This is a genomic window from Christiangramia sp., assembly GCF_029937855.1.
Classification (GTDB): Bacteria; Bacteroidota; Bacteroidia; order Flavobacteriales; family Flavobacteriaceae; genus Christiangramia.
Map to the genome: position 1 here is coordinate 67210 of NZ_JAPYPC010000002.1, position 25686 is coordinate 92895.

At 37.5% G+C, this 25686-nt stretch carries 26 protein-coding genes; 17 read left to right on the forward strand and 9 right to left on the reverse strand.

The genetic code is table 11. From position 1 onward, the window contains the following. Positions 1-21 precede the first annotated feature (21 nt). The 12 genes from sufB to Q1K34_RS01555 all read left to right on the forward strand — a co-directional run bounded on the left by sufB (position 22) and on the right by Q1K34_RS01555 (position 10223). Complete coding sequence (gene sufB / locus Q1K34_RS01500) at positions 22-1467, forward strand: Fe-S cluster assembly protein SufB (protein WP_300433902.1); 1446 nt, start codon at positions 22-24, stop codon at positions 1465-1467. Between the two features lie 21 nt (positions 1468-1488). Next, entirely contained in the window at positions 1489-1872 is a 384-nt protein-coding gene (locus tag Q1K34_RS01505; RefSeq protein ID WP_300433903.1) for a hypothetical protein, read from the forward strand. A 51-nt stretch (positions 1873-1923) separates the two neighbouring features. After that, the gene (sufC, locus tag Q1K34_RS01510; RefSeq protein WP_300433904.1) at positions 1924-2676 is read left to right on the forward strand and encodes a Fe-S cluster assembly ATPase SufC; all 753 of its coding nucleotides are present in this window, start codon (positions 1924-1926) and stop codon (positions 2674-2676) included. Positions 2677-2779: 103 nt separating this feature from the next. Then, on the forward strand, positions 2780-4096 hold the full coding sequence (gene sufD / locus Q1K34_RS01515; RefSeq protein ID WP_300433905.1) for a Fe-S cluster assembly protein SufD: 1317 nt from the start codon (positions 2780-2782) through the stop codon (positions 4094-4096). A 24-nt stretch (positions 4097-4120) separates the two neighbouring features. Further along, positions 4121-5359, forward strand: a complete 1239-nt coding sequence (locus tag Q1K34_RS01520) for a cysteine desulfurase (protein ID WP_300433906.1) — start codon at positions 4121-4123, stop codon at positions 5357-5359. 87 nt (positions 5360-5446) lie between these two features. Beyond that, positions 5447-5878 (forward strand): hypothetical protein, encoded by a 432-nt coding sequence (locus Q1K34_RS01525; RefSeq protein WP_300433907.1) that lies wholly within the window; start codon positions 5447-5449, stop codon positions 5876-5878. A gap of 37 nt (positions 5879-5915) precedes the next feature. Beyond that, positions 5916-6338: a SufE family protein gene (locus Q1K34_RS01530; protein WP_300433908.1), complete on the forward strand. Its 423-nt coding sequence runs from the start codon at positions 5916-5918 to the stop codon at positions 6336-6338. A 1-nt stretch (position 6339) separates the two neighbouring features. Next, positions 6340-6663, forward strand: coding sequence for an iron-sulfur cluster assembly protein (locus tag Q1K34_RS01535; protein WP_026914726.1), 324 nt, complete (start codon positions 6340-6342; stop codon positions 6661-6663). 9 nt (positions 6664-6672) lie between these two features. Continuing rightward, positions 6673-7185, forward strand: coding sequence for a DUF2480 family protein (locus Q1K34_RS01540; RefSeq protein WP_300433909.1), 513 nt, complete (start codon positions 6673-6675; stop codon positions 7183-7185). Between the two features lie 2 nt (positions 7186-7187). Next, complete coding sequence (locus tag Q1K34_RS01545) at positions 7188-8087, forward strand: DUF3078 domain-containing protein (protein ID WP_300433910.1); 900 nt, start codon at positions 7188-7190, stop codon at positions 8085-8087. A gap of 117 nt (positions 8088-8204) precedes the next feature. After that, positions 8205-9428, forward strand: coding sequence for a GTPase HflX (hflX, locus tag Q1K34_RS01550; RefSeq protein ID WP_300433911.1), 1224 nt, complete (start codon positions 8205-8207; stop codon positions 9426-9428). Between the two features lie 66 nt (positions 9429-9494). Continuing rightward, positions 9495-10223: a hypothetical protein gene (locus tag Q1K34_RS01555; protein ID WP_300433912.1), complete on the forward strand. Its 729-nt coding sequence runs from the start codon at positions 9495-9497 to the stop codon at positions 10221-10223. A gap of 2 nt (positions 10224-10225) precedes the next feature. Here Q1K34_RS01555 and Q1K34_RS01560 read toward each other — a convergent pair whose 3' ends face one another. After that, positions 10226-11032: an NAD(P)H-binding protein gene (locus Q1K34_RS01560; protein WP_300433913.1), complete on the reverse strand. Its 807-nt coding sequence runs from the start codon at positions 11030-11032 to the stop codon at positions 10226-10228. 1 nt (position 11033) lies between these two features. Further along, complete coding sequence (locus Q1K34_RS01565; RefSeq protein WP_300433914.1) at positions 11034-13355, reverse strand: M28 family peptidase; 2322 nt, start codon at positions 13353-13355, stop codon at positions 11034-11036. A gap of 123 nt (positions 13356-13478) precedes the next feature. Here Q1K34_RS01565 and Q1K34_RS01570 point away from each other — a divergent pair, with 123 nt between their 5' ends. Continuing rightward, positions 13479-13946: a CBS domain-containing protein gene (locus tag Q1K34_RS01570; RefSeq protein ID WP_300433915.1), complete on the forward strand. Its 468-nt coding sequence runs from the start codon at positions 13479-13481 to the stop codon at positions 13944-13946. Between the two features lie 453 nt (positions 13947-14399). Here Q1K34_RS01570 and Q1K34_RS01575 read toward each other — a convergent pair whose 3' ends face one another. The 3 genes from Q1K34_RS01575 to Q1K34_RS01585 all read right to left on the reverse strand — a co-directional run bounded on the left by Q1K34_RS01575 (position 14400) and on the right by Q1K34_RS01585 (position 15999). After that, entirely contained in the window at positions 14400-14747 is a 348-nt protein-coding gene (locus tag Q1K34_RS01575) for a hypothetical protein (protein ID WP_300433916.1), read from the reverse strand. A gap of 369 nt (positions 14748-15116) precedes the next feature. Next, on the reverse strand, positions 15117-15308 hold the full coding sequence (locus Q1K34_RS01580) for a hypothetical protein (protein WP_300433917.1): 192 nt from the start codon (positions 15306-15308) through the stop codon (positions 15117-15119). A gap of 178 nt (positions 15309-15486) precedes the next feature. After that, positions 15487-15999 carry a PepSY domain-containing protein gene (locus Q1K34_RS01585; protein WP_300433918.1) on the reverse strand — a complete coding sequence of 171 codons (513 nt, stop codon included), beginning with the start codon at positions 15997-15999 and terminating at the stop codon, positions 15487-15489. A 210-nt stretch (positions 16000-16209) separates the two neighbouring features. On the opposite strand from Q1K34_RS01585, the gene Q1K34_RS01590 reads away from it, so the two are divergent. Further along, the gene (locus tag Q1K34_RS01590; RefSeq protein WP_300433919.1) at positions 16210-16542 is read left to right on the forward strand and encodes a single-stranded DNA-binding protein; all 333 of its coding nucleotides are present in this window, start codon (positions 16210-16212) and stop codon (positions 16540-16542) included. Positions 16543-16551: 9 nt separating this feature from the next. Here Q1K34_RS01590 and Q1K34_RS01595 read toward each other — a convergent pair whose 3' ends face one another. Further along, complete coding sequence (locus Q1K34_RS01595) at positions 16552-17454, reverse strand: histone deacetylase (protein ID WP_300433920.1); 903 nt, start codon at positions 17452-17454, stop codon at positions 16552-16554. Between Q1K34_RS01595 and Q1K34_RS01600 the strand changes: the two genes are divergently transcribed. Next, positions 17453-17656: a hypothetical protein gene (locus Q1K34_RS01600; RefSeq protein ID WP_300433921.1), complete on the forward strand. Its 204-nt coding sequence runs from the start codon at positions 17453-17455 to the stop codon at positions 17654-17656. The two genes, Q1K34_RS01595 and Q1K34_RS01600, sit on opposite strands and share 2 nt — an antisense overlap. 191 nt (positions 17657-17847) lie before the next feature. Here Q1K34_RS01600 and metG read toward each other — a convergent pair whose 3' ends face one another. After that, on the reverse strand, positions 17848-19923 hold the full coding sequence (gene metG / locus Q1K34_RS01605; RefSeq protein WP_300433922.1) for a methionine--tRNA ligase: 2076 nt from the start codon (positions 19921-19923) through the stop codon (positions 17848-17850). A 123-nt stretch (positions 19924-20046) separates the two neighbouring features. Here metG and Q1K34_RS01610 point away from each other — a divergent pair, with 123 nt between their 5' ends. Further along, positions 20047-20628: a hypothetical protein gene (locus tag Q1K34_RS01610; RefSeq protein WP_300433923.1), complete on the forward strand. Its 582-nt coding sequence runs from the start codon at positions 20047-20049 to the stop codon at positions 20626-20628. Between the two features lie 10 nt (positions 20629-20638). Next, positions 20639-20998: a YraN family protein gene (locus Q1K34_RS01615; protein ID WP_300433924.1), complete on the forward strand. Its 360-nt coding sequence runs from the start codon at positions 20639-20641 to the stop codon at positions 20996-20998. Between the two features lie 62 nt (positions 20999-21060). On the opposite strand, the gene Q1K34_RS01620 is transcribed toward Q1K34_RS01615, so the two are convergent. Together Q1K34_RS01620 and Q1K34_RS01625 are read right to left on the reverse strand one after the other, a co-directional pair. Next, positions 21061-23121, reverse strand: coding sequence for a prolyl oligopeptidase family serine peptidase (locus tag Q1K34_RS01620; protein ID WP_300434045.1), 2061 nt, complete (start codon positions 23119-23121; stop codon positions 21061-21063). 377 nt (positions 23122-23498) lie between these two features. Beyond that, the gene (locus tag Q1K34_RS01625) at positions 23499-25568 is read right to left on the reverse strand and encodes a M13 family metallopeptidase (protein WP_300433925.1); all 2070 of its coding nucleotides are present in this window, start codon (positions 25566-25568) and stop codon (positions 23499-23501) included. Positions 25569-25686 lie beyond the last annotated feature (118 nt).

Genomic DNA, 25686 nt, shown 5'->3' on the forward strand with positions numbered 1-25686 from the left:
TTTCAACTTTAAAAACAGAATATGGCATATACTGAAGATGATTTAAAGAAAGAGCTCGAAACCAAAGAGTATGAGTATGGGTTTTATACAGATATAGAATCTGATACTTTTCCTGTGGGCTTGAACGAAGATATCGTAAGGGCAATTTCTAAAAAGAAAGAAGAACCGGAGTGGATGACACAGTGGCGGTTGGAAGCATACCGCGCCTGGGAAGAAATGATCGAACCGCAGTGGGCCAATGTGAAATATCCAAAACCAGACTTTCAAAATATATCTTATTACTCGGCACCTAATAAAAAGCCGAAATACGAAAGTTTGGATGAGGTAGATCCAGAATTGCTGGACACATTCAAAAAATTGGGGATCTCTCTGGACGAGCAGAAGAAACTGGCCGGAGTCGCGGTAGATGTAGTAATGGATTCAGTTTCTGTAACTACTACTTTTAAAAAGACATTGGCTGAAAAAGGGATTATTTTCTGTTCTATTTCTGAAGCAATTAAGGAGCATCCTGAACTGGTAAAGAAATATTTGGGAACCGTGGTTCCGAAGAAAGATAACTTTTATGCAGCTTTGAACTCGGCGGTATTCAGTGACGGCTCTTTTTGCTATATCCCTAAAGGAGTGCGTTGCCCAATGGAGCTTTCCACTTATTTCAGAATTAACCAGGCAGGTACAGGTCAGTTTGAAAGAACCCTTGTGGTTGCAGATGAAGATAGTTATGTAAGTTATCTGGAAGGTTGTACTGCACCTTCACGTGATGAAAATCAATTGCATGCTGCCGTTGTAGAGCTTGTGGCCTTAGATGGTTCAGAAATTAAATACAGTACCGTTCAAAACTGGTTTCCCGGGAACAAAGAAGGTAAGGGAGGAGTTTTCAATTTTGTTACTAAAAGAGGCCTTTGCGAGAAAAACGCGAAGATCTCCTGGACACAGGTGGAGACAGGTTCAGCAGTAACCTGGAAATACCCTAGTTGTATTTTAAAAGGAGATAACTCTGTTGGTGAATTCTATTCTATTGCAGTTACTAATAACTGGCAACAGGCAGATACAGGAACGAAGATGATCCATCTTGGAAAGAATACCAAAAGTACCATCATTTCTAAAGGTATTTCGGCAGGACAATCTCAGAATTCCTATCGGGGGCTTGTTCAGATAAATGGACGAGCGCATAACGCCAGAAACTTTTCACAATGTGATTCCCTCTTAATGGGTAACAAATGTGGAGCGCATACCTTCCCATATATAGAAGTTAAAAATAAATCGGCTCAGGTTGAGCACGAGGCGACGACGAGTAAAATTGGAGAAGACCAGATATTCTATTGTAATCAGCGTGGGATTGATACTGAAAAAGCAATAGCCTTAATTGTGAATGGGTTTAGTAAGGAAGTATTAAATAAACTGCCCATGGAGTTTGCAGTAGAAGCTCAGAAATTACTTGAAATTTCGCTGGAAGGTTCCGTTGGATAAACCCCAGCGCTAAAAACTGTTATGAAGAAGTTATTTGGAGTATTGATATTGAGCCTGGTTCTTTTTTCCTGTCAGGATTACGAAAGAAAAGAATTATTAGATCAGCCCCAGGCTGAAAAAGTAAGGGATAGTATTCAGGTTTTGGAAGGAGAAGTTGTTTACGGTGGTGAGTCTGCGGTGATGCGAGGTGAGAATTTTGTTTATGGGATCACTTTAGATTCAACTTCGAAAGTTCTTTCAGAAAGAATCGCTCCTTTAAAATCTGATGATTTTGAAATGATCCCGGTTAAGGTGAAAGCTCAGATAAGGCCAAATCCACGACAGGAAGGATGGGAAGAAGTGATTGAAATTTTAGAAATCCTTGAGGTTCCTGAGGGAGCAAAAGTATCAGACTCAATAAAATAATAAATAGAAAAAATAAATCCATCTGCCAAAGCAGATTCAGAATTGATAAACATGCTTAAAATAAAGAATTTACACGCCAGCATAGAAGATAAAGAAATCTTAAAAGGAATTAACCTTGAGATTAATCCGGGAGAAGTACATGCGATCATGGGACCCAATGGGTCAGGAAAGAGTACTTTATCTTCAGTAATTGCAGGAAGAGAGGAATATGAAATGACCGAGGGTGAAATGATCTTCGAAGGTGCAGATCTTCAGGAGATGGACCCCGAAGAAAGGTCTCACAAAGGCATTTTCCTTTCTTTTCAATATCCTGTGGAAATTCCGGGAGTTTCAGTAACCAACTTTATCAAAACAGCGATCAATGCACAGCGTAAAGCACATGGTAAAGAGGATATGCCGGCGAATGAAATGCTGAAGATGATTCGTGAGAAGTCTGAATCGCTGGAAATCGACCGTAAGTTTTTATCACGTTCCCTAAATCAGGGATTCTCCGGAGGAGAGAAAAAGCGTAATGAGATCTTCCAGATGGCAGTATTAGATCCAAAATTATCTATTCTGGACGAAACAGATTCAGGTCTGGATATCGATGCTTTAAAGGTAGTGGCCAATGGAGTGAACAAGCTTAGAAGAGAAGATAATGCCGTATTGCTTATTACCCACTACCAGAGATTATTGAATTATATCGTACCAGATGTGGTGCATGTAATGATAGACGGGAAAATTGTGAAATCTGGAGGGAAAGAGCTAGCTCACGAACTGGAAGAAAGAGGTTACGACTGGATAAAGGCAGAGAAAACCGTTTAATCAATTTGAAAATTCGTCAATTTGATAATTGAATAAGTTGATTGTTTAAAAAACACCTTTTACAGAGTTAAATTTTAAACCTTGAACTTTAAATTTAAAAAGAATGGAATTAAAAGATAAACTTATCTCATCATTTTTAGCTTTTGAAGAAGGGCTGGAGCCAGATAAAGGAATGGATTCTATCAGAAATGAAGCTATCAGGGAATTTGAAAACCTGGGCTTTCCGAATAGAAAAGATGAGAACTGGAAATATACTTCGCTTAATGCTATATTAAAGCATGACTATACTATATTTCCGAAGAAAGAAGATGCGATAGAATATCGTGATATTAAGAAATATCTTATTCATGATATAGATACTTACGATCTTGTATTTATTGATGGGATCTTTTCTTCACACTTGTCTCAAACCACACACGATAAGATCGATGTTTGTTTAATGTCTTCAGCATTAACGCAGGATAAATACAGACCGGTAATAGATAATTACTTTAATAAGATAGCGCCAAAATCTGGTTTGAATTCTTTGAACACAGCTTTTGCAAGAGAAGGTGCATTTATCCATATCCATAAGAATAAGCAGGCAGATAAACCTATACAGATCATCAATTTCGCCACGGGAAATGAATCTTCTTTACTGCTTCAGCCAAGAAATCTGGTAGTGGTAGAAGAGAATTCTCATGTTCAGATTATTGAAAGACACCAAAGTCTTACAGAGCATCCGGTACTTACCAATTCTTTGACGGAGATCTATGCCGATAGAAGGGCAATGGTAGATTATTACAAGATTCAGAATGATAAAGGTTCGGCGTCTTTAATAGACAACACCTTTATAGATCAGAAAGATGAAAGTAATGTATCTGTGCATACTTTCTCATTCGGAGGAAAACTGACCCGTAACAACCTCAATTTTTATCAAAATGGTGAGCGTATAGACTCTACCATGAAAGGGGTTACCATCATTGAAGGTAAACAGCATGTAGATCATAATACTTTAGTACACCATATTGAACCGAATTGTGAAAGTCATCAGGATTATAAAGGTATTTTTGGTGACAGTTCTACTGGAGTTTTCAACGGAAAGGTTTTAGTGGAAAAAGAAGCTCAGAAAACAAATGCCTACCAGTCTAATAACAATATCCTTGCAGACGATAAAGCAACGATAAACTCTAAACCACAATTGGAGATCTTTGCAGATGATGTCGCCTGTAGTCATGGATGTACTATTGGTCAATTGGATGAGGAAGCATTATTTTATCTCCAATCCAGGGGAATTCCGAGAAAAGAAGCAAGGGGACTAATGCTGTATGCTTTTGCAAATAACGTTTTGGAAAGTGTAAAGATTCCTGAAGTTAAGAAGAGAATCAATAAATTGATCGCTTCCAAGCTAGAGGTAGATCTTGGTTTTAATAACCTGTAATATAAATTCAAAAAAATTTTAAGGATGAGTCAGCAAACCCAGGCTAAGACCTTTGAGGTTGAAAAGATTCGAAAAGATTTTCCAATCCTTAACCGGAAGGTTAACGGCTATCCTTTGGTTTATTTTGATAATGCAGCCACCTCCCAAACGCCGAAACAGGTGATGGATGCGATCGTGGATTATTATTCCAATTACAACGCAAATATCCATAGGGGTGTTCACTCTTTATCTCAGGAGGCTACAGATAAATATGAAGAGGCGAGGATAAAAATTCAGAAGCATTTTAATGCTGAAAAGGCTCATGAAATTATATTCACTTCAGGGACTACGCATGGAATTAACCTGGTAGCAAATGGTTTTTCTTCTTTATTGGAAGAAGGAGATGAAATTTTGGTTTCAGCCATGGAACATCATTCCAATATTGTTCCCTGGCAAATGCTTTGCGAAAAGACTGGCGCCAAACTTAAGGTCATTCCTATGGATCTTAAGGGTGAACTTATTTATTCAGAATTCGAAAAATTGGTAAGTTCCAAAACCAAACTTGTATTTCTAAATCATGTTTCCAATGCTTTGGGAACTGTAAATCCTATTGAAAGAATCATTAAAAAGGCTCACGAAAATGCTGCGGCAGTTTTAATAGATGGTGCACAGGCAGCTCCTCATATTAAAGCCGATGTACAGGCTCTGGATGTTGACTTTTATGTGGTCTCTGCACATAAAATGTGTGGCCCTACTGGCGTTGGAGTGCTCTACGGAAAAGAAGAATGGCTGGAAAAATTGCCTCCTTATCAGGGAGGTGGAGAGATGATTGCCACGGTTTCCTTTGAGAAAACTACCTATGCCGGACTTCCTCATAAATTTGAAGCCGGAACCCCTAATATCTGTGGTGGAATTGCTTTTGGTGCTGCCATAGATTATATGAATAAGATAGGCTTTAATGAAATTGCAGCTTATGAACACGAACTTCTGGTATATGCAACCCAAAAGCTAAAAGAAATCGAAGGCATGAAGATCTACGGCGAAGCCCTGGATAAAACAGCAGTAATTTCTTTTAATATTGAGGGCTTACACCCTTATGATATAGGAACTCTTCTGGATAAAATGGGAATTGCAGTGCGTACAGGACATCATTGTGCGCAACCAATCATGGATTTCTTTAAAATCCCTGGAACTGTAAGAGCCTCTTTTTCTTTTTATAATACTTTCAGTGAAATTGACAGGTTTATCGAAGCGGTGAAAAAGGCCAAAATGATGCTTCAGTAGATCAAATTCACGAGTTAATAATAATTTAAAAAGGCACCTTTGAGGTGTCTTTTTTTGTATTATGTCAATTGAAAAAAATAGGGAAATATGAAAACTGCCATTTTTGCCATTATAATAATGTTTTTTTCTGCAGATACCTGTTCAAAACAGGAAATGAATTCTATTGAATCTTTTAATTATGAAACCTTCACCAGGGGCTCTACGACCATGTACACAGTTACCTCAGAGAACGTAAAAGTAAAAAGTTCAGATTTAAATTCTAAGGAGAAATCAAAGAGTATCACTGCGGAAGAATGGAACTTTTTAATTGGGAGCGCTAATAAAATAGAGGCTTCAAAAATGAGCCAGTTAAAGGCGCCAACAAATTCAAGAGTTTCAGATGAGGCGCTACATGCGATCTTAAGTATTCGTAAGAATGACACTATTTATAAGACTAACAGCTTTGATCACGGAAATCCACCAGCAGAAGTAAAGCCATTAGTTGAGGCTATTCTAAGATTGGCAGAAAATGTTGAATAGCACTGCTTCTTATTGTACTTTTGCATAAAATTGAAATATGACGATTCAGGAGAAACAACAGGAAGTGGTAGAGGAGTTTTCAATGTTTGATGACTGGATGCAGCGTTATGAATATATGATAGAGCTGGGGAAATCGCTTCCGCTTATTCAGGAGAAATATAAGATTGATGAAAATCTAATCAAAGGTTGTCAAAGTAAGGTGTGGGTTCATGCAGAACTGGAAGGTGATAAATTAGCTTTTACCGCAGATAGTGATGCGATCATAACCAAGGGCATTGTGGCAATACTGATTAGGGTATTTTCAGATCAACATCCTTCAGAAATCATTGAAGCCGATACAAAATTTATAGATGAAATTGGTTTAAAGGAGCATTTATCACCAACCAGAGCCAATGGATTAGTGAGTATGGTGAAACAGTTAAAAATGTATGCGGTAGCATATCAAACTCAATTAAATTAAAATGGAACAGGAAATTAATACACAGGAATTAGGAGAGAAGATTGTAACTGTTCTTAAAACAATATACGATCCGGAAATTCCGGTAGATATATATGAGCTGGGACTTATTTACGACGTAATGGTAAGTACAGATTACGATGTTAAAATTTTAATGACGCTTACCACTCCCAATTGTCCGGTTGCTGAAACTTTGCCTTTAGAGGTGGAAGAAAAGGTAAAATCACTGGATATGGTGAAAGATGCGGAAGTAGAAATTACTTTTGATCCGCCTTGGAGCCAGGATCTTATGAGTGAGGGGGCCAAGCTGGAACTCGGACTTTTATAATTTCAGGTTATGGCGGAAGAGATTTTAAATCGGGTCGCTCAGAGCAAATTGATCACCTTTAACCTTGAAGATCATTATCCAAAAGGAGAAAGGGAGCTTTTTGATCTTAGTAAGTGGCTTCTTGAAGGTTTTGTATTAAAAGAAAAAGATTTTAGAGACCAGGCGAAAGCGCACCACTGGTCACAGTACAATGATAAGTTTATAGCGTTACATTGTGCTACAGATGCCATTGTACCTGCATGGGCATACATGCTTATAAGCACTTATCTTCAACCCTATGCCAGGAAAGTGGTGATAGGAGATTTGGAAAACCTGGAAAGCCATTTGTACCAGGAGGTGATCCAGCAGTTGGATGTTTCAGATTTTAAGGATAAATCGGTGATTGTTAAGGGTTGTTCCAATAAACCTGTTCCGAAGAATGCTTATATTTTCTTAATACAAAAACTACAACCTGTAGTGAAAAGCCTTATGTATGGTGAAGCATGTTCATCGGTTCCATTATATAAAAAATCAAAAAAATAGAAATGAAGAAAACTTTACTCGTTGCATTTTCATTAATGTTCAGTATAACGATTTCCTACGCACAAGATGAAGAAAACGATACCATTCCAAATGGCTGGAAAAAAGAGGGAAATGTGCAGCTGCTTTTTAATCAGTCGGCTTTTAATAAAGAATGGACTGGGGGAGGAACATCCAGTATCGCCGGAAACCTTTCAGTAGATTACCAGTTCAATTATAAAATGGATGATTTTTCCTGGAACAACAGGATTTTCGGAAATTATGGTCTTACTAAGGTAAAAGATGATGAATTTATAAGAAAAACGAGTGATCGTCTTGAATTGAATTCTATTGCAGGAAAAAAAATTCAGGAATCAAATTATTACTATTCCTGGTTTTTAAATTTTAGAACGCAATTTGCAAAAGGATATGAGTTTAGTGAAGATGCTGAAACCGGGAAAACCCTCAGGACAGAAATTTCAGATTTTATGTCACCAGGGTATCTACAAACCGGTCCTGGCATTATGTGGAAAAAAAATGATGACCTGGTGATCAATTTCGCCCCTGCCACTGCACGGTTTATTTTTGTAAATAAGGACTTTACTACAGGACCTGATTATGTTGATGGGGATTACTTTGGCGTAGATGAAGGTAAAGCCATGAGATTTGAATTAGGCGCTTCCCTAAGCGGGTATTTTAAATATGGAATTATGGAGAATGTGGCTATGGAACATACCTTATCTTTATATTCCAATTATCTGGATAAACCGGGCAATATAGATATAGATTATTTGCTGAATGTAGAAATGGGGATCAATGATTATCTTTCTGCGAACCTCGTTTTTCAAGCCGTTTATGATGATAATGCCGTTGGGGCATTTCAGATTAGGGAAGTATTTGGTTTAGGAATTAATTTCGGATTCTAGAATTTGAATTTATAAAAATATCGAGGCTCGCAAATGTGCGAGCCTTTTTCAGTTAAATTTTTGTTGAAGTCTGTAAGCTGCTAATACCGTAGCTATGTATTGTTTACCTTTGTATTTATGATTGAAAAAACAGATCTATCTTTTGAAAGGGCTGTTCTGGTTGGTATAGTTACCAAAGAACAGGACGAAGATAAACTTGACGAATATCTGGATGAACTTGAATTCCTAACCTATACGGCGGGAGGGGAAGTGATCAAACGGTTTTCTCAAAAATTGGAGAAACCCAATCCCAAGACCTTTATAGGTACAGGGAAGATGGAAGACGTAAGGGAATTTGTGAAAGAAAATGAAATTGGCGCGGTTATTTTTGATGATGAACTTTCGCCCGCACAGCAAAAAAATATAGAAAAAATCCTTAAATGTAAGATCCTGGATCGTACCAATCTTATCCTGGATATTTTCGCGCAGCGAGCAAAGACAAGTTATGCAAGAACCCAGGTGGAACTTGCCCAATATGAATATTTACTTCCCAGGCTTGCAGGAATGTGGACTCACCTGGAAAGACAGCGAGGTGGTATTGGGATGCGTGGCCCCGGGGAAACAGAAATTGAGACCGACCGTAGGATAGTTCGGGATAAGATCTCTTTACTGAAGAAAAAGCTGGAAACCATAGATAAACAAATGGAAGTGCAGCGTGGAAATCGCGGACAGCTGGTTCGTGTGGCCCTGGTGGGATACACAAATGTTGGGAAATCTACCTTAATGAACGTGATTAGCAAAAGTGATGTCTTTGCTGAAAACAAATTATTTGCGACTTTAGACACTACCGTGCGAAAGGTAGTGATACGCAACCTGCCATTTTTATTAAGTGATACCGTAGGATTTATAAGAAAATTACCTACGCAGCTGGTAGAATCCTTTAAATCTACGCTTGATGAGGTACGGGAAGCTGATCTTTTACTGCATGTGGTGGATATTTCACATCCCAACTTTGAAGATCATATTGATTCTGTAAACCAGATTCTTACCGAGATTGAAACTATAGGTAAGCCAACGATCATGGTTTTTAATAAGATTGATGCTTATAAGCCTGAAAAGATCGATGAAGATGATTTAATGACTGAAAAGACTTCAGCACATTATACGCTAAAGGAATGGAAGCGTACCTGGATGAATAGAATGGGTGATAATGTTCTGTTTATTTCAGCTCTGAATAAGGAAAATATGGAAGATTTCCGAAAGAAAGTATATGAAGCCGTGAGGGAAATTCATATTACTCGCTTTCCTTACAATAATTTCCTCTATCCTGAATATGATAAATACGGCGAGCAAAAAGAATAGCTTAGTAAAGCTTTAACTATTTTTTAAAATCATCTTTTTAAATTTATGAGTATCAAAAACTTATAGATGATGAGAAGCTTGTCTATTTTAATAATCGCCTTAGCCGTAAGTTTAAATTTAAAGGCACAATCTCTTGAAGGTTCCTGGAAACTGGTGGAAGAAAATGGAAGAAAAATAACCGATAAAGAAGTGGTTAGGATCTACCAGGATAATTATTTTGCTGAAGGAGCCAAAGAGTTAAGTTCCAACGAATTTTTATGGGCCCTTGGCGGAGAATATGATTCAGAGGATTATTCGGTAACACTTGATTTTAATACAAAATCTCCGGAAATGGTAGGTGACAGCATAGATCCAAAGCTTACATTTATTAACGAGAATAAGATCAGGATCAATGAGGTAGATGAAGTGCAGGTTTGGGATAAAATATCTTCCGAAGAAAATGCATTAGATGGTAATTGGGTGATCACTGGTAGAAAGCGTAATGGAGAGATGAACCGAATGACGCCCGGCGCGAGGCGTACTGTTAAAATCCTGGGAGGTGACCACTTTCAGTGGATTGCTTTTAACTCAGAAACACGGGAATTTTCAGGTACCGGAGGCGGTACTTATACTTCTGAAGATGGTAAGAATACCGAAAATATAGAATTTTTCTCCAGGGATAAAAACAGGGTTGGAGCCAGTCTTGGATTCGATTATGAATTAAAAGACGGAGAATGGCATCATTCCGGTAAAAGTTCTAAAGGTGATCCTATCTACGAGATCTGGTCTCCTTATGCTGAGGCCTATTCAAAATAAATCTACCAGATAGCTTTGGAAAATTTAAAATCCAGTTCTTTCCTGAGCTTTTCAGAACTTATCTTTTTTCCTTTTGAGGATTCAGAAATATCAAATTGAGGCACTTCGAGTCCGCGATCTGTGGCTATTTTGGAATAATATTCTTTTTTAGCTGGATGGTCGGGGTAGACCAGATTCCAGACCGAATTATCTTTGTCTTTTTTCATTAATGTAAAGATCGCCTGGATACAATCTTCCTGGTGCACGAGGTTTATAGGTGCTTCGGGATTTTTTACTCCGGTTTTTCCTGAAAGGTGATTTACAGGATGCCTTTTTTCTCCAATTAATCCTCCAAATCTTATAATAGAAGCATTGAAATTTTCATTATTTAAAAACAATAATTCCACATTGCGCAGTTGTACTGAAACATTCTTGGAATTATCTGTATTTGAATTTTCATCATATGTGGTGAAATCTTCGGTATCCTTATACACCGAAGTGGAACTTGTAAAGATCACTTTTTGAAGGTGTGACTTTTCTATATAAGGGATGAGGTTTTTAATCTTTTTTACGAAGTTGATATCTGGATTTTTTCTCAAACCCGGCGGAACGTCAACAATAAGTAAATCTGTTCCTGAAAGAAAAGACCTTATATCTCCCTGTATCCCTTTTTCAAAAAGTTTGATGGAATAGGGAACGATACCAGCAGCCCGGACTTCAGCGAACTTTTCCATGCTGGTTACCGAGCCCCTAACTTCGTGGTTCTCCTTTCGAAGCCTTTTTCCAAGTTCCATTCCCAGCCATCCGCACCCAAGTATCGATATTTTCATATTAGTCTTTAATTCTTATAGTTTTTTTTAAAATTGTTGCATCGTTCAATACAAATGGCCTGGGAATCATTGCTTCGGACCGGGCCTCAACTTTTAAATCTTTATGCCCTATAAGGTCGTAAGTAGATTCATATAAAACAAATTCCGGGAGATCGCCTTTTTCTACACTAAATTCAATACGCAGGGTGTCCTGGTTAGAAGCGTAATAGGTTAATAAACGCTCTCTCCAGCGTCTTTTGAACATATGAAAGGCATTTTCCCCAAGATATATTTCATCGGCCTCTAAACCATTTACTTTGAATTGTTTAAAATCCACATCTTTTGTTTCATAGATTTCCATTCGGTTTATTTTCCTGTTCGGTGCGATCTTCAGTGAGTAAATTTGGTTCTTCAAACTATCTATTCCCTTCTTTTCAATAATTATCTCCGGTTCAGGAATATTGATTAAAGGGGCTTCAGAATTAAAGGTAAAACTACTGCCGTATTTACTGCTGAAGTTAGATTCGGTATGGGAATTTTCAACCGGGTCTTCTCCAAAAAATTCTGCGGTCCACTCATCAACTATCAGATCATAAGAGTACCATGTCGCTGTGTTCTCATCAAGATCCTGCAAATAAACCAGGCTGTTAGGCTTAGGCCTTTCAACATTGAAATCAGAATTAAAATGCGCTATAAAAATGAGTATATTAAAAATGAGGAAACACAGAACGGCAAAGGACTTCAAACGCCTAAAATAACCGAATAGCGGTAAGAAAAGAAAAAATAATAAACTGGTTATAATAGCCGTGACAAATAACATTTTTAGACCTAAAGCCACCGGCAGGTTCCATATAAAAGGTAATAAAATAAAAATGGCAGGAGCTGAAAGCACCACCATTAGTATTCGGTTTGGTTTTTCCTGGCGTATCATCACAAATAATTGCACTAAACCAAAATAAACCGGAATTATAAAATAAGCCGCGCCTTTTAAGTAGACCGAAATCAGGGCGCAAATTATAAGCCACAAAGTTAAGGGAGCGATGAATACAGAGGCTGTTCTTAAACTCTTTCTCAATAAATGGTACATCAAAAAGCAAACTGCCAGTGCCAGAAATATTGAAATGGCGATATACCAGTAGCCGTTATAAGTAAAACCCTGCTCCATTTCACCATATTCCGGATAAATAAAAAGACAGAATTGCCAGAAGGCCCAAACCAGTAATCCGGAAATAACCAGGCTAAGCAGCAGAGGGATAAAGCCTTTAAGGATTCCTATGAAATCTAACCGGCCTCGTCTTATTCCATAAATGATCAGAACAATAAAAAGGATAACTGCCAGGATGAGCATAGGGCCTATCCAGTTAAATGGGTATTTTACGAAGCCTCCAAAGGGCAGAGAAAAATAGATGAGATCCCTGTCGCTAGAAAGATTTTCTATCTCTGAATTGCTGAAATAATCTAAAAGCGGCATTAAATAACTCCCCTGGTGGGCGAGTGTTTCCTTATCGAGATTTTCAGGAATATCGGTGGCCGTATGATAATCATAATGATCATCTATAAATGCAAAATTGTACCCGTTTATATTAGCCTGTTCCCTTAAAACCGTGAGATCAGTATCATTGGGAAGCATTTTGTAAATGCTATAAGCAAGAGAGTTGGTCACTGGATATTGAATATCAGCCTCCTGAAAAGCTTCAATCAAACGGGCATTTTTATCATTGGTTTCCAGGAGCATAAATGGGTTTCCCCCACTTCCTCTTGCCTCAAAGTTTAAAGCAAGTTTTACATCCTTGGCCCAGGGGTGGTCTTTTACAAACAAGCCGGCACCATTGAGTCCCAATTCTTCCGCATCTGTAAATAGAAGAATAATATCATTCCGCGAAGTACGATCCTTCTCCAAAAATGCTCTTATACCTTCCAGTATGGTTGCAACTCCACTTCCGGCATCGCTGGCACCATAAGAAGAGTGCATGGCGCTATCATAGTGGGTCATCAAAACCAACGCATCGCCGTCACCAGAACCTTCAATTCTTGCAAGAATATTTTGAGGGTTCACCAAAACCCCGTTTTTGTTAAGATGGTAAGCTTCCTGAGTCTGAACTTCCAGACCCACACTTTGGAGTTGATCTACGATATAATTTCTCACCTGGCTATGAGCTGGACTGCCCAAATAATGGGGTTTCTTTGCTATCTCTTCTACATGTTCAAAGGCACGTGTGGTAGAAAATTCAGTTAAAGGTTTGGAGTTATCAGGTTCAAAATCGGGCTGATCAAAATTAAAACTGACCCAAACGGTGAGAATGATTAGGAGAAAGGCAATTAAGCCGGTAAATCGGTTATTCATTAAATTAGATTCAGAAATCTTAAAGTTAAATAAGTTTTTGATTTTTGAGCAAAGAATTTACGCTAGTAGTTACTAAAGTAAAAATTCATATATTTAAGTAATTAGGAATCAAAAACTTAAAATATGGGTATCAAGAGTTTTATGGGAAAGCGGGCGGCACCAGAAAAGCCTGCGGAAACCCCAATTACAGTAAGGGATTACATGACCGAGAACCTGGTGACTTTCAGGGAAACCGATAATATTATGGATGTAATGGAAAAACTAATAAAACATGGTATTTCGGGTGGTTGTGTGGTGAACGAGAAACAGGAATTATTGGGTATTATCTCTGAGGGGGATTGTATGAAACAAATTTCAGACAGCCGTTATTATAATATGCCTATGAGTGATCTTAACGTTGGGAAACGCATGAATTGTAGGGTGGAAACCATTGATGGCAATATGAATGTCTTGGAAGCAGCAAAGAAATTCATAGAATTAAAATTCCGAAGATTTCCCATTGTGGAGAATGGTAGGCTTATAGGGCAATTAAGTCAGAGAGATGTTCTAAGGGCTGCTTTAAAATTAAAGGGACAAACCTGGACGCATTAATTATTTCTACACATTTCTGCCTCTCGCATGGACATGGAATCTATGAGATCAAATAATTTTTTGGTCCCAAGGACATTTTTTGCCTTAATTTTACTCCGCCATCCCGGCCTTTTAATATAACTTCAAATCAGCGCTAGTTTCCTTGTTATTTTTTAAAACTTCGGAAGTTTTCTATTCTGGTTTTGTGGGCTGGAGTATTCGCTGTCTGCCGCGAAAAGCTTGAAAAAACTTAAGTTTTCTATCCTTAAAAGTTTTTAAATTATCATTTAAGAACTCTAATTGTTGATCAGGTTCGAGGTATTTTTAGTATTGGTAGAAACCACCAGCAGTCCGTTTTCCATTGAAATTTTGACAAGGATTGTGAAGACTTAGAGCTAAATATAAGGAAGAATATTCCGAGAAATTATTCAGAAAATAAAATATTCCAGAGCAACAAGTGGTCTCGACGGAATATTAATTTTTCCTTACCAAAGCATAAAAATCGTTTTCCAGCTTTAAATAGCCCTGGTCATAAATAAAGAAATATTGATTGCCGGATTTAGTAGTATAAATACTGGTAAAAAATTCAAAATTGAAGCCTTTAGCTAATAATTTGGTTCTTGAAATAGAAGTTTTTCCTTCCGGATTTAATTCCTCCAGGATCCTATAATTTTTGCGAAGAAGGTTGTTAGTATTCCTTATTAATTTTGTAGAATCTTTATTTACGTTATTATGATAGACATTACGGCAATAATCGCTGCAAAACTTTTTATCGGTTCGGCCGATGATCTTCTCTCCACATTCCGGGCAGGATTTTTCCATACTGAAATATATATAAAAAAGTTTGGAGACTGATCAAATTGAATTTAGAAATTAATTTCGGGGCCTAAAGGTTCCAGTAGCCATTGCCGTAAAGTTCATTTCAGGTACATTTTCATTAGCTTCTATCATGGCTTCTACATTTATAGAAACTCGCCACTGATTATTTCCGGTTTTTTCTCCATTAATTGTCCCGGAAGTTATCTTAAAAAAGCCGGTATTGCCACAAAAACAGAATCTTCCCAGGTATGCATTTATTCCTTCAAAGTCATTCTCATCAAATGAAAAATCTTCTGTGTTGGCATCCAGTTCAAAATATACTATTTCGGTAAATTCGTCATCGGCAATTTCAGGAGCGCCTTCGGTTGAAAATTAATATTCAAATACAAGGTTATTCCCTTCCTCTACTTCTATAAACTTACTATTTTCAGTTTCAATTATATTTAGGGATGCGTTAGGATAAACTATATAATCACTGCGATCATCATTTCCCCCTTCGTCATCAGATTTGCTACATGAAATTAAAGAGGCGGAGAGGAGAAATAGATAAACTAACTTTTTCATGAATGTAATTTTTTTATTCATTAATAAGATGAGGCAGAGGTAAAATGGTTGCGTTTAAATGATAGTAAATAATTGAAGACTCCCTTTGTTTCTATATTTTTCTGCCTTTAAGATCTATTTTTATTTCTGATTTTCTTTATAAGGAGAAGGGAAAGGATCATATTTTCGGAGTTTTCTGTTAAATGAACAACAGTATTAGAGTTAGAATGATACCGCCAATCGTAAAGAAAATACCCTTTCTAAAAATTTTTGTTGAGGGCATAAACATCCAGAAGGCTGATAAAACGAAAAATAGGAGGGAAAATCCAAATATGATGTTCAGCCAAAAGAGGGGGCGGGTAGTATTTGCCTTATGCAGTTTAGTCATACTTTCCAGGATCACCGGGAGTTTTTTAACTTCGTAAGTTGCAATTCCGGTTTGTTTATTTAATACTCCTTCTTTAAAGTAGACTTTCTCGGCTTTGGTTTTTTCTATCTCAAAATTTTTAATACCTAAGCTTTTTCCCAGTTGTTTTTCGTTTAGGTTTGTTGCTACTTCCTTTTGAAGGGTTTGAGAGAATTTAAAAGCATCTGTATTTCTAAAGATCAGTACGATTCCACTAATGGCATACATCGCCATGATTCCTGCCAGGAAAAAACCTAAATAGCGATGGTATATTCTTGCTTTATTACTGATCTTACGATTATTCATAAACTTCATTTTTCAAGGCTCTAAAATAGAATATCGGGAGAAATATTAATTAAATAATATTGCTAAAACATAGAATATCCATTTTCAAACGTTTACAAACGAAAGTAAACACATACAAATACTTTCCAGACGAATAAATTAAGTGTCCGGTTACATCTTTGTCCTGTTGAAATGAACGAATGATTTTCAACTGCAATAAATTCTATAGTTATGAGCACTTTAAGAAACACCGTACAATTAATAGGACATGTAGGTAACGATCCCGAGATCCTAAATCTTGAGTCTGGTAAGAAACTGGCCAAATTTTCAGTAGCTACAAATGAAAGTTACAAGAATGCAAAAGGAGAGAAGATCACAGATACGCAATGGCATAATATCGTGGCCTGGGGTAAAACTGCTGAACTTGTTGAAAATTATGTGCCAAAAGGTAAAGAAATTGGGATAGAAGGAAAGTTAACCAGCAGAAGCTATGAAGATAAAGATGGGGTTAAAAGATATATTACCGAGGTTGTTTGTAACGAATTATTATTACTGGGTAAATAAAGCAATGAGTTAAAAATAAATTTCCTGGGCCAGTCTGTAAGTATTGGCATGAGCTTCAATGATGAGTTTAATATCTTTAGAATATCCGCCGCCCATACTGCATTCCACCGGAATTTGAAGATCGTGGCAGGTTTGTAAAACGAACCTGTCACGATCTTTACATCCGGCGATAGAACAGGAAAGTCGGCCGAGTTTATCAGTTTCCAGGATATCTACCCCACAGAGATAAAAGATAAAGTTTGGATTTGTTTTATCAATGAGATCTGGGAGCGTGGATTTTAGTTTTTCGAGATATTCGGCATCTTTGGTACCATCGGGAAGTTCAATATCCAGATCAGAATTTTCTTTTCTAAAAGGATAATTTCCTTTTCCATGTATAGAAAAAGTAAATACAGAATCATCATTCTGGAAGATCTCTGCCGTTCCGTTTCCCTGATGTACATCGAGGTCTACTATAAGAATTTTTTTGGCTAAACCTTTTTTCTGAAGATACCTTGCTCCAATGGCCTGGTCATTTAATAAACAAAATGCCTCTGCCCGATTGGTGTAGGCATGGTGTGTGCCACCAGCTATATTCATCGAAATACCATGTTCCAGAGCGTACTCACAGGCTTTTAGCGTTCCATCGGCAATAATATGTTCCCGGTCTACCAATTCCTGGGACAAGGGAAACCCGGAAACCCGAACCTCCTTTTTTGATAATTCGAGGCTTTTTAAACGCTGAACATAATCGGCATCGTGAACGTTTAAAATATATGATTCATCTGGAAAGTCTGGCGTAAAAAAATTATCCTGCTCACAAGTGCCTTCGTGAAGCAATTGCTTTGGCAATAGATCATACTTTTCCATCGGGAACCGGTGGCCTTCAGGTAATGGATGTTTATAAATGGGGTGGAAAGCAATTTTAAGCATGAATTGGAAATACCGATTTAAGAAGTGTCATCCTGAACTTATTTTAGGATCTATTGAAATTCATAGCATAAAAGAGAAGCTGAAACCAGTTACCATTGACAAATTTCTGAAAGTAGTAATCATCAGGTTAAATACTTTATTTTATGAGCCTCTAATTCCCCGGCCTATCGAAAATTTAGGTGCTGAACGAAAATTTAAATAGAGTTTCGTAAGCCTAGCTTTTTTTTTGGTTCGTTTTTTAATCAATGGAAAAAATGAACAGGTATCTTAATAAAGTATTTCAATTTCCTACGCTAGATAATTTTTTATCATGGGTCTCAGTTTGACCAATATACTTAAGACAGATTTTATTTTTGTCACATTTCGACTGCGCTCAATGTGACAAAAATTGAATTAATTTATAGTAGTTCCAGCTTTAACTCCTTCTTCATCGGGGTTAACAAAAACCAGTTTTCCTTCCGCATTTTCAGTCATCAAGATCATGCCTTCACTTTCCACTCCGCGTAGTTTTCTGGGAGCAAGGTTTACTAAAACTGTCACTTTCTTCCCTATAATATCTTCTGCTTTAAAGTGTTCAGCAATTCCTGAAACCACGGTTCTTTTATCGATTCCGGTATCCACTTTTAAAACCATCAATTTTTTAGTCTTCGGCATTTTTTCAGCTTCGACAATAGTTCCAACTCTTAGATCCATTTTAGTGAAATCTTCAAAAGTTGCTGTATCCTTTTGAGGCTCTGCTTTTTGATCTTCCATTGCATTGGCAGTTTTTGTAGCTTCTAATTTTTCCAGTTGTTTTTCCATTTGTTCATCTTCGATCTTGCTGAACAATAATTCAGCTTTTCCAATTTGGTGACCTGCCGGAATAAGCGCTTCTTTGGTTGTAATAATATCCCAATCTGGAGTATTATCTGATTTCTCATCTACATGATTCAGCATTTTTTTAAGTTTTGCCGAGGTAAACGGGAGAAATGGTTCAGAGATAATAGATAATGCTGAAGCGATCTGTAATGCCACATACATTACTGTTTTAGTTCTTTCCCCATCGGTTTTAATCAGCTTCCAGGGTTCTTCATCTGCTAAATACTTATTTCCTAGTCTGGCCAGGTTCATAAGCTCTCCCTGAGCTTCTCTAAATCTATATCTTTCAATGGAGCTGGCGATAACAGAAGGATATGCCTTCAATTCAGCAATGGTCTTTTTGTCTACTTCAGAATATGTGCCCGGTTCAGGAACTATTCCGTCGTAATATTTATTGGTAAGTACAACGACCCGGTTAATAAAGTTTCCGAAGATAGCTACCAGTTCATTGTTATTTCTTGCCTGAAAATCCTTCCAGGTAAAGTCATTATCTTTTGTTTCTGGTGCGTTTGCGGTTAATACATATCTTAAAACATCCTGCTTATCTGGAAAGTCTTCCAGGTATTCATGCAGCCAAACCGCCCAGTTTTTTGAAGTGGAAAGCTTCTTTCCTTCAAGGTTTAAAAACTCATTTGCCGGAACATTTTCAGGAAGGATATAGTCGCCGTGTGCTTTCAGCATGACCGGAAATATGATACAGTGAAAAACGATATTGTCTTTCCCGATAAAGTGAACCAGTTTCGTGTTCTCATCTTTCCAGTAAGGTTCCCAATTTTTAGCTTCCCGCTCTGCCCATTCTTTGGTAGAGGAAATATAGCCAATAGGCGCATCAAACCATACATATAGCACTTTTCCCTCACCTCCTTTAACCGGAACAGGGATCCCCCAATCAAGATCACGGGTGACCGCACGGGCACGAAGACCATCGTCTATCCATGATTTCACCTGGCCGTAGACATTCGATTTCCAGTCGGCTTTATGTCCTTTCAGGATCCATTCTTTCAGAAAATCTTCATATTGATCTAAAGGAAGAAACCAGTGTCTTGTTTCTTTTAAAGTGGGGACTGCACCGGTGATGGTGGATTTTGGATTGATAAGATCTGTCGCGTTTAAAGAGGTGCCGCAGCTTTCACATTGATCTCCATAAGCTTCTTCATTTCCGCATTTAGGACAGGTACCGGTAACAAATCTATCAGCCAGGAATTGTCCTGCTTCCTCATCATATAATTGTTCGGTAGATTCTTCAATGAATTTTCCGTCATCGTACATTTTCTTAAAGAATGCCGAGGCAGTTTCGTGATGGATTTTTCCAGAAGTCCTGGAGTAATTGTCAAAACTTACCCCAAATTCTTTAAAAGATTTTTTAATGATTCCATCGTATTTATCAACTATATCCTGTGGGGTTACCCCTTCTTTTTTTGCTTTTATGGTAATTGGCACACCATGCTCATCACTACCACACACAAAGGCTACATCATGCCCCTGCATTCGCAGAAATCGGGAATAAATATCTGCCGGAACATAAACGCCGGCTAAATGTCCAATATGTATAGGCCCGTTTGTATAGGGTAAGGCCGCTGTAATAGTAAATCTCTGAGGATTTTTGTTCATTATAATATGTCCTTTTTTAACAGCCGTAAAGTTAAGCAAAGGCGTTCGATTACGCGTTAAATTCTTGTAAAAGGCAAAAGCCGTGCAAAATAACTTTCTACTTTTACCTGAAATTGATTTATCATGTGTAAAATATTGATGATAGTGGTCGTGCTTTTTATGGCTGCCTGTAATTCTGCGAAAAAAGGAACTTTAGGAAGTACTTCCAAGTATACAATAGAAAATCTCGAAAGAATGGATGCTGAAGATCTTTCAAAAAACTATCCTGATGCTAATATCCAGGAAGGTACAGATATGTTTGAGGAAGGAACCGATGAACGGCCATTCACAATTTTGTATCCGGGTACCGAAAATGAGTTGCATATCACCTGGCAAAATAAAGCCCGAACCAATATTCACGATCTTAGATATTCAAATAAAGGGAAATGGAAATCTGAGACAGGAGTTGATATAGGAACAACTTACGAGCAACTGAATAAAATGAATGGTAAAAAAATCTCATTTTACGGCTTTGGATGGGATTATAGCGGTGCTGTAGACTGGAATGAAGGCAAACTTGAAAAAAGCGGACTCCGGGTATTTTTAACACCAAAAGGAGAAACCTCCAATAAATTTTATGGGGATAAAATAATTGAAGCAAGTCAGGAAGAAATTGATGCTTTAGATATGGTAGTTGGAGCAATTGTAATTAATTACGCGATTTAAAAAAAATATCATGGCAGAGCATAACCAACTGGGAAGAAAAGGGGAGGAGCTGGCCGTTGAATATTTGCGATTAAAGGAATATGAGATTCTCCAGTTAAACTATAGATATCAAAAGGCAGAGGTTGATATTCTTGCCAAAAGAGGAAATTTATTAATTGCTGCCGAAGTTAAAACCAGAAGTACACCCGAATTTGGCAATCCCCAGGATTTTGTAAAACCCAAACAGATAAAACAGCTGGTAAAAGCCGTGAACCATTTTGTGGAAGACGAAGAACTGGATGTTGAAGTGAGGTTTGATATTATTGCCATAATTAAAAATAAAGCAGGTACAAAAATTGAACATATCCAGGATGCTTTTCTTTATTTTTAGGAGACAATATTTCAGTCATTCCCCCCAAAAATAAATCTGCAGTACTGATTTACAACAATTATTTACAGCTCGATCCCCATTTGTTCAAACATAAAATAATATTCATATAAAAGTTTATCTACATAATCTTCTGGTGCCAATGCGCCGTAATGACCAGATCCCGGTGTTACATATAAATGATAAAGCCCTGAAGGATCTCCGAGTTCCTGTAGCTTAGCGAGAAATTTAAAGGAATGGTGTGGGGGCACTCGATCATCGGTGTCACCCGTTACCAAAAGGGTATTGGGATATCTTTTATTTCTAGCAATATTATGAAGTGGAGAGTAAGATTTTAAATTTTTATAATCTTCAATATTTTCGGGAGTTCCAAACTCCTTAAGGTTAGTATCCACACTACCAATTGTAAATAAATTAAACCGGAGCATATCATAGGGTCCTGCTTCTGCAATAACTGCCTTAAAGAGTTCGGGACACTGAATAGCTGAAGCTTCTACCAATAGTGCTCCATGAGAACCTCCTGAAATCACCAGTTTTTCTGAAGTGGTATAATTATTCTTAATTAAATATTCTCCCGCCGCAATAAAATCGTCTATTGCTTTTTGTTTCTGTAATCGCCGGCCTGCCACCGCCCAGTCACTTCCTTTCGCACCACCGCCCCTAACATTTGGAACCGCCAAGATACCTCCATGCGCGAGTAAAAGTCCTGTAGCTTTATCAAAAGAAGGCTCCACTGTTGTGCCATAACCACCATAAGCATAGATTAAGACAGGGTTGCTTCCGTCTAATACAGTGTTTTTCTCACAGGTAATGTACATGTCTATATTGGTGCCGTCTTTAGAAGTATAAGTTACATATCTTGTTTCCAGGTTATTAATATCATAGGGTACTGAAATGGATTCGGAAGGTTTAAATTCAAGATTTTCGAGATTTAATTGATACCAGGTATTAGGATGAAAAAAAGAACTTATACTAAAATTGGTAATTTTTGCTTCATCGTTGTTTTCATAGAAGTGATTTAATTTTTTCCCTTTCGGAAAATTTATTTTTCGAAGCAACTCACCATTCAGATTAAAAATAAGGGCGATGTTCTGACCCTCCTTGCGATATACACATGCAAGCTTGTTTTTGCCGAGTTTATTTACATATTGAAGGTTAAGATCATACTCGGGTATAAAGTCACTTAATTCGTTAGGTTTGTTTAAGTTAGCCAGGAGTAATTTACCATTAGGGGCTCCTATAGTGGTTTTTAAAAAAAGAGAATCACCTTTAATATGAGCAATACTTAACTCTATATTATTTTTTGAAGGGTACACCAGGAAATTCCTTGGTTGAAATTGTTTTTTATCAAGATCTGCAATAGATATAGCCTTATACCATGTTCCGCGGGAAAAGATAGGATGATATAATTTTAAGTTTTTTTGGTGAATATCATAAGTAAAACTATTGGTGCCAGTGGTATCTGGATTTTTGTAAATTAATTCGGGTCTGGCATTCAGTTCTTTTAAAGAAAGACGGTATAGTGCTTCGCCAGTAGGCTTATCTAATAGTTCACGACCTACTTTAGGTTTTTTATAGCCTGTATAATAAAGGTCCCTGCCATTCCATTCGAAATTTGTACCTGTCCTAATATTTTCAAGCGTGTAAGGAAATTTTGAGCCTGTGGTGAGGTCGTACACATGACCCTCTGCCCAATCGCTACCGTTTACCGAAATTGCCAGGGCAATGAGGTTCTCATCTTCATTGATGCTTGTACTGCCGTAGAGAACATGTTCTTCACCACTTTTTAGTATATCTTTTCCTTTAATTAATTTTTTCCAGTTTTTATGCTCTTTTAATTTATATAAAAAATCCATAGAGCCTGTATAAGGATTCCAGTCTATTTTGGTATTAAATTTATTTTCAAATTTTGGATCCAGTTCTACATGATCTTCGGTCTTTTCACGGCGAATTCTATACATGGCAGCGATCTGGGCTCTAAGGTCCCAATAGTGAGTTTGTCTTCTGGATTGCCTTTTGGTTAATTTCGCCTGTTCATCAAGCCAGTCTTTTAGCTGGGGATCATTGGAATCTTCCATCCACTGATATGGATCTTCAATGACCTCTCCAAAATAGGTGTCAGAGATAGCTAGTTTGGGAGCCTTTGGATATTCCTAATTTTTTTGACTGATAGCGTTGATTCCTGGAAGAAGGAATAATAGGAGAACAAAATACTTCATTTTAAGCTTAAAAGGATTCTTTTGAAGGAGGAGTTAGATAGGGCTTTACTCTCGACTTATAAAATTTTTGTTAAAATTAACAAATTTTTGAAAACATCAAAGAAGAGCAAAAAAAATCAATTGAATATTTAAGAAGGAGTAGCAGCAATTTATAATAGGAAAATAATATGTATCGAGTAAAATGCTCTTTTTTGTGTGTGACTTGTCCTTGATTTTAAACTAAAAATTTTCAATAAAAAAGCCGATCGTCAGACCGGCTTTATATTTTATTATGCACTATTATGTTACCAGATTCTAACTCTTTCTTCGGGTTCTATATACATAGGGTCCCCTTCTTCAATCGCGAAAGCATCATACCATGCATCGATATTTTGAAGCGGAACATACGCCCTGTACATCCCGGGAGAATGAGAATCAGTTTTAATTTGATTTCTTAAAGCTTCTTCGCGCATTTTTGTACGCCATACAGTTGCCCAGGAAAGGAAGAAACGTTGTTCAGGGGAAAATCCATCTATTTCTCCAGGATTTCCATTTTCTTCCAAGTGAATCTGGAGTCCGTCGTAAGCAGCATTCACTCCGCCAAGGTCACCAATGTTTTCTCCAAGAGTGAATTTTCCATTGATAAAAACACTGTCCATGACTTCAATAGCATCGTATTGTTCAGCAAGATCGTTACCAAGATCCTCAAACTGTTCAAGATCTTTCTCTGTCCACCAATTATTAAGGTTTCCTTCAGCATCAAAACGCGCACCGCTATCATCAAAACCATGAGAGATTTCGTGACCAATCACGGCTCCAATTCCACCATAATTTACGGCAGCATCAGCTTTATAATCATAGAAAGGAGGCTGTAATATGGCGGCCGGGAAAACAATTTCGTTATAACGAGGATTGTAATATGCGTTTACGGTTTGCGGAGACATAAACCATTCAGATTTATCTACGGGCTGTCCAAGATCTGCCATATTTTCGGCAACTCTCCATTTTTGAGCATTTAACATATTCTGGAAATAAGAACCACCTTCTGTAGGGCTCTGGATCTCCAGATCGCTATAGTCTTTCCATTCATCAGGATACCCAATCTTCACGTTGAAAGTACTTAGTTTTTCCAGTGCTTTCTTTTTGGTGTCTTCACTCATCCAGCTGAGGTTGTTTATTCTGTTTTCGTAAGCTTTCAGGATATTGGCAACCATTTCCTGGGCGGTTTCTTTTGCCTGCGGAGGGAAATGTTCCTCTACATATAATTTTCCAAGAGCCTCTCCTAGAACTCCATTGATGCTTCCAAGTGCTCTTTCATCTCTAGGCCGTTGTTCTTTAGCACCTCTCAATGTCTTGCTATAAAATTCCCATGATTCACGCTCTAAATCTGTAGTTAATGTGGGTGCAGCACTGTTGAAAAGATCCCATTTTAAATAGGTTTTCCATTCTTCTACAGAGTTTTCAGCTAGAATTTCCTGTAAAGCTTTCATGTAGCCTGGCTGGGAAACGATGATAGTATCTAAATTTTTAGCTCCAATACCATCAAAATATGCTTCCCATCGCATTGCCGGAACTGTTTTCTGAAGTTGGGCTACGGTCATTGGGTTATAAGTCTTTCTGGCATCACGACGCTCTACTTTATCCAGGCGGGGTTCAGCAAGTTTTGTTTCAAATTCAAGGATAGTTTCAGCAGCCTTAGAAGCTTCTTCTTCAGAATAATCTATATACTGGAGCATATCTGTAATATACATTTTATACTTTTCTCTGATGTCTTTAGAATCTGAATCCTGGGTTAGGTAATAATCCCTTTCCGGAAGGCCCAATCCAGACGGATTTAAATACGCGGCATTCATATCTGAATTCTTACTATCTGCCCCAACTCCAAATGAAAAGAATCCGGCACTGCCATATTCACTCATTTCCACCAGGAATTTCTGTAGATCTTCTTTAGAATCAATAGCGTCTATTTTTGCCAGATAAGGTTTTACTGGTTCAACACCCTGCTCATTTCTACTTACGGTATCCATGATGCTCTTATAAAGGAAAACAGCTTTCCCTGCATCTGTAGATCCGTCTAGACTATCACTTTCTGCTGTTTTTTCCAGAAGTGCAAGGGCATCCTCGTCAGTTCTTAGACGTAATTCGTTAAAACTTCCCCAGCGGGTTTGATCATTTGGGATTTCAGTACTGTCCAGCCAGGTTCCGTTAACATACCTGAAAAAGTCTTCATTAGGTGTAGTGGTAGTATCCATATAGGCAAGGTTGATACCATGGATCTCATCATCCTTTTCTTCTACTTTTTTATCATCGTCACAAGAGCTAAGAAGTCCGGCCCCGACAAAGGATAAAAGAAGAAATCTGTTTATTTTTTTCATTGTTCTATTAGATAATTAAAAATATGTGTGCTAAAGTAAAAAATCTCCTAAAAATTCAAAGGATTTATTAGGAGATCTTCAACCTAAGTATTTGCGTTTCAAAAATTAAGGGAATAGT

Bases quoted from the DNA above. Each gene is read 5' to 3' on its own strand.
- sufB (WP_300433902.1), top strand. From the start codon at position 22: ATGGCATATACTGAAGATGATTTAAAGAAAGAGCTCGAAACCAAAGAG.
- Q1K34_RS01505 (WP_300433903.1), top strand. From the start codon at position 1,489: ATGAAGAAGTTATTTGGAGTATTGATATTGAGCCTGGTTCTTTTTTCC.
- sufC (WP_300433904.1), top strand. From the start codon at position 1,924: ATGCTTAAAATAAAGAATTTACACGCCAGCATAGAAGATAAAGAAATC.
- sufD (WP_300433905.1), top strand. From the start codon at position 2,780: ATGGAATTAAAAGATAAACTTATCTCATCATTTTTAGCTTTTGAAGAA.
- Q1K34_RS01520 (WP_300433906.1), top strand. From the start codon at position 4,121: ATGAGTCAGCAAACCCAGGCTAAGACCTTTGAGGTTGAAAAGATTCGA.
- Q1K34_RS01525 (WP_300433907.1), top strand. From the start codon at position 5,447: ATGAAAACTGCCATTTTTGCCATTATAATAATGTTTTTTTCTGCAGAT.
- Q1K34_RS01530 (WP_300433908.1), top strand. From the start codon at position 5,916: ATGACGATTCAGGAGAAACAACAGGAAGTGGTAGAGGAGTTTTCAATG.
- Q1K34_RS01535 (WP_026914726.1), top strand. From the start codon at position 6,340: ATGGAACAGGAAATTAATACACAGGAATTAGGAGAGAAGATTGTAACT.
- Q1K34_RS01540 (WP_300433909.1), top strand. From the start codon at position 6,673: ATGGCGGAAGAGATTTTAAATCGGGTCGCTCAGAGCAAATTGATCACC.
- Q1K34_RS01545 (WP_300433910.1), top strand. From the start codon at position 7,188: ATGAAGAAAACTTTACTCGTTGCATTTTCATTAATGTTCAGTATAACG.
- hflX (WP_300433911.1), top strand. From the start codon at position 8,205: ATGATTGAAAAAACAGATCTATCTTTTGAAAGGGCTGTTCTGGTTGGT.
- Q1K34_RS01555 (WP_300433912.1), top strand. From the start codon at position 9,495: ATGATGAGAAGCTTGTCTATTTTAATAATCGCCTTAGCCGTAAGTTTA.
- Q1K34_RS01560 (WP_300433913.1), bottom strand. From the start codon at position 11,032: ATGAAAATATCGATACTTGGGTGCGGATGGCTGGGAATGGAACTTGGA.
- Q1K34_RS01565 (WP_300433914.1), bottom strand. From the start codon at position 13,355: ATGAATAACCGATTTACCGGCTTAATTGCCTTTCTCCTAATCATTCTC.
- Q1K34_RS01570 (WP_300433915.1), top strand. From the start codon at position 13,479: ATGGGTATCAAGAGTTTTATGGGAAAGCGGGCGGCACCAGAAAAGCCT.
- Q1K34_RS01575 (WP_300433916.1), bottom strand. From the start codon at position 14,747: ATGGAAAAATCCTGCCCGGAATGTGGAGAGAAGATCATCGGCCGAACC.
- Q1K34_RS01580 (WP_300433917.1), bottom strand. From the start codon at position 15,308: ATGAAAAAGTTAGTTTATCTATTTCTCCTCTCCGCCTCTTTAATTTCA.
- Q1K34_RS01585 (WP_300433918.1), bottom strand. From the start codon at position 15,999: ATGAATAATCGTAAGATCAGTAATAAAGCAAGAATATACCATCGCTAT.
- Q1K34_RS01590 (WP_300433919.1), top strand. From the start codon at position 16,210: ATGAGCACTTTAAGAAACACCGTACAATTAATAGGACATGTAGGTAAC.
- Q1K34_RS01600 (WP_300433921.1), top strand. From the start codon at position 17,453: ATGAATTGGAAATACCGATTTAAGAAGTGTCATCCTGAACTTATTTTA.
- Q1K34_RS01595 (WP_300433920.1), bottom strand. From the start codon at position 17,454: ATGCTTAAAATTGCTTTCCACCCCATTTATAAACATCCATTACCTGAA.
- metG (WP_300433922.1), bottom strand. From the start codon at position 19,923: ATGAACAAAAATCCTCAGAGATTTACTATTACAGCGGCCTTACCCTAT.
- Q1K34_RS01610 (WP_300433923.1), top strand. From the start codon at position 20,047: ATGTGTAAAATATTGATGATAGTGGTCGTGCTTTTTATGGCTGCCTGT.
- Q1K34_RS01615 (WP_300433924.1), top strand. From the start codon at position 20,639: ATGGCAGAGCATAACCAACTGGGAAGAAAAGGGGAGGAGCTGGCCGTT.
- Q1K34_RS01625 (WP_300433925.1), bottom strand. From the start codon at position 25,568: ATGAAAAAAATAAACAGATTTCTTCTTTTATCCTTTGTCGGGGCCGGA.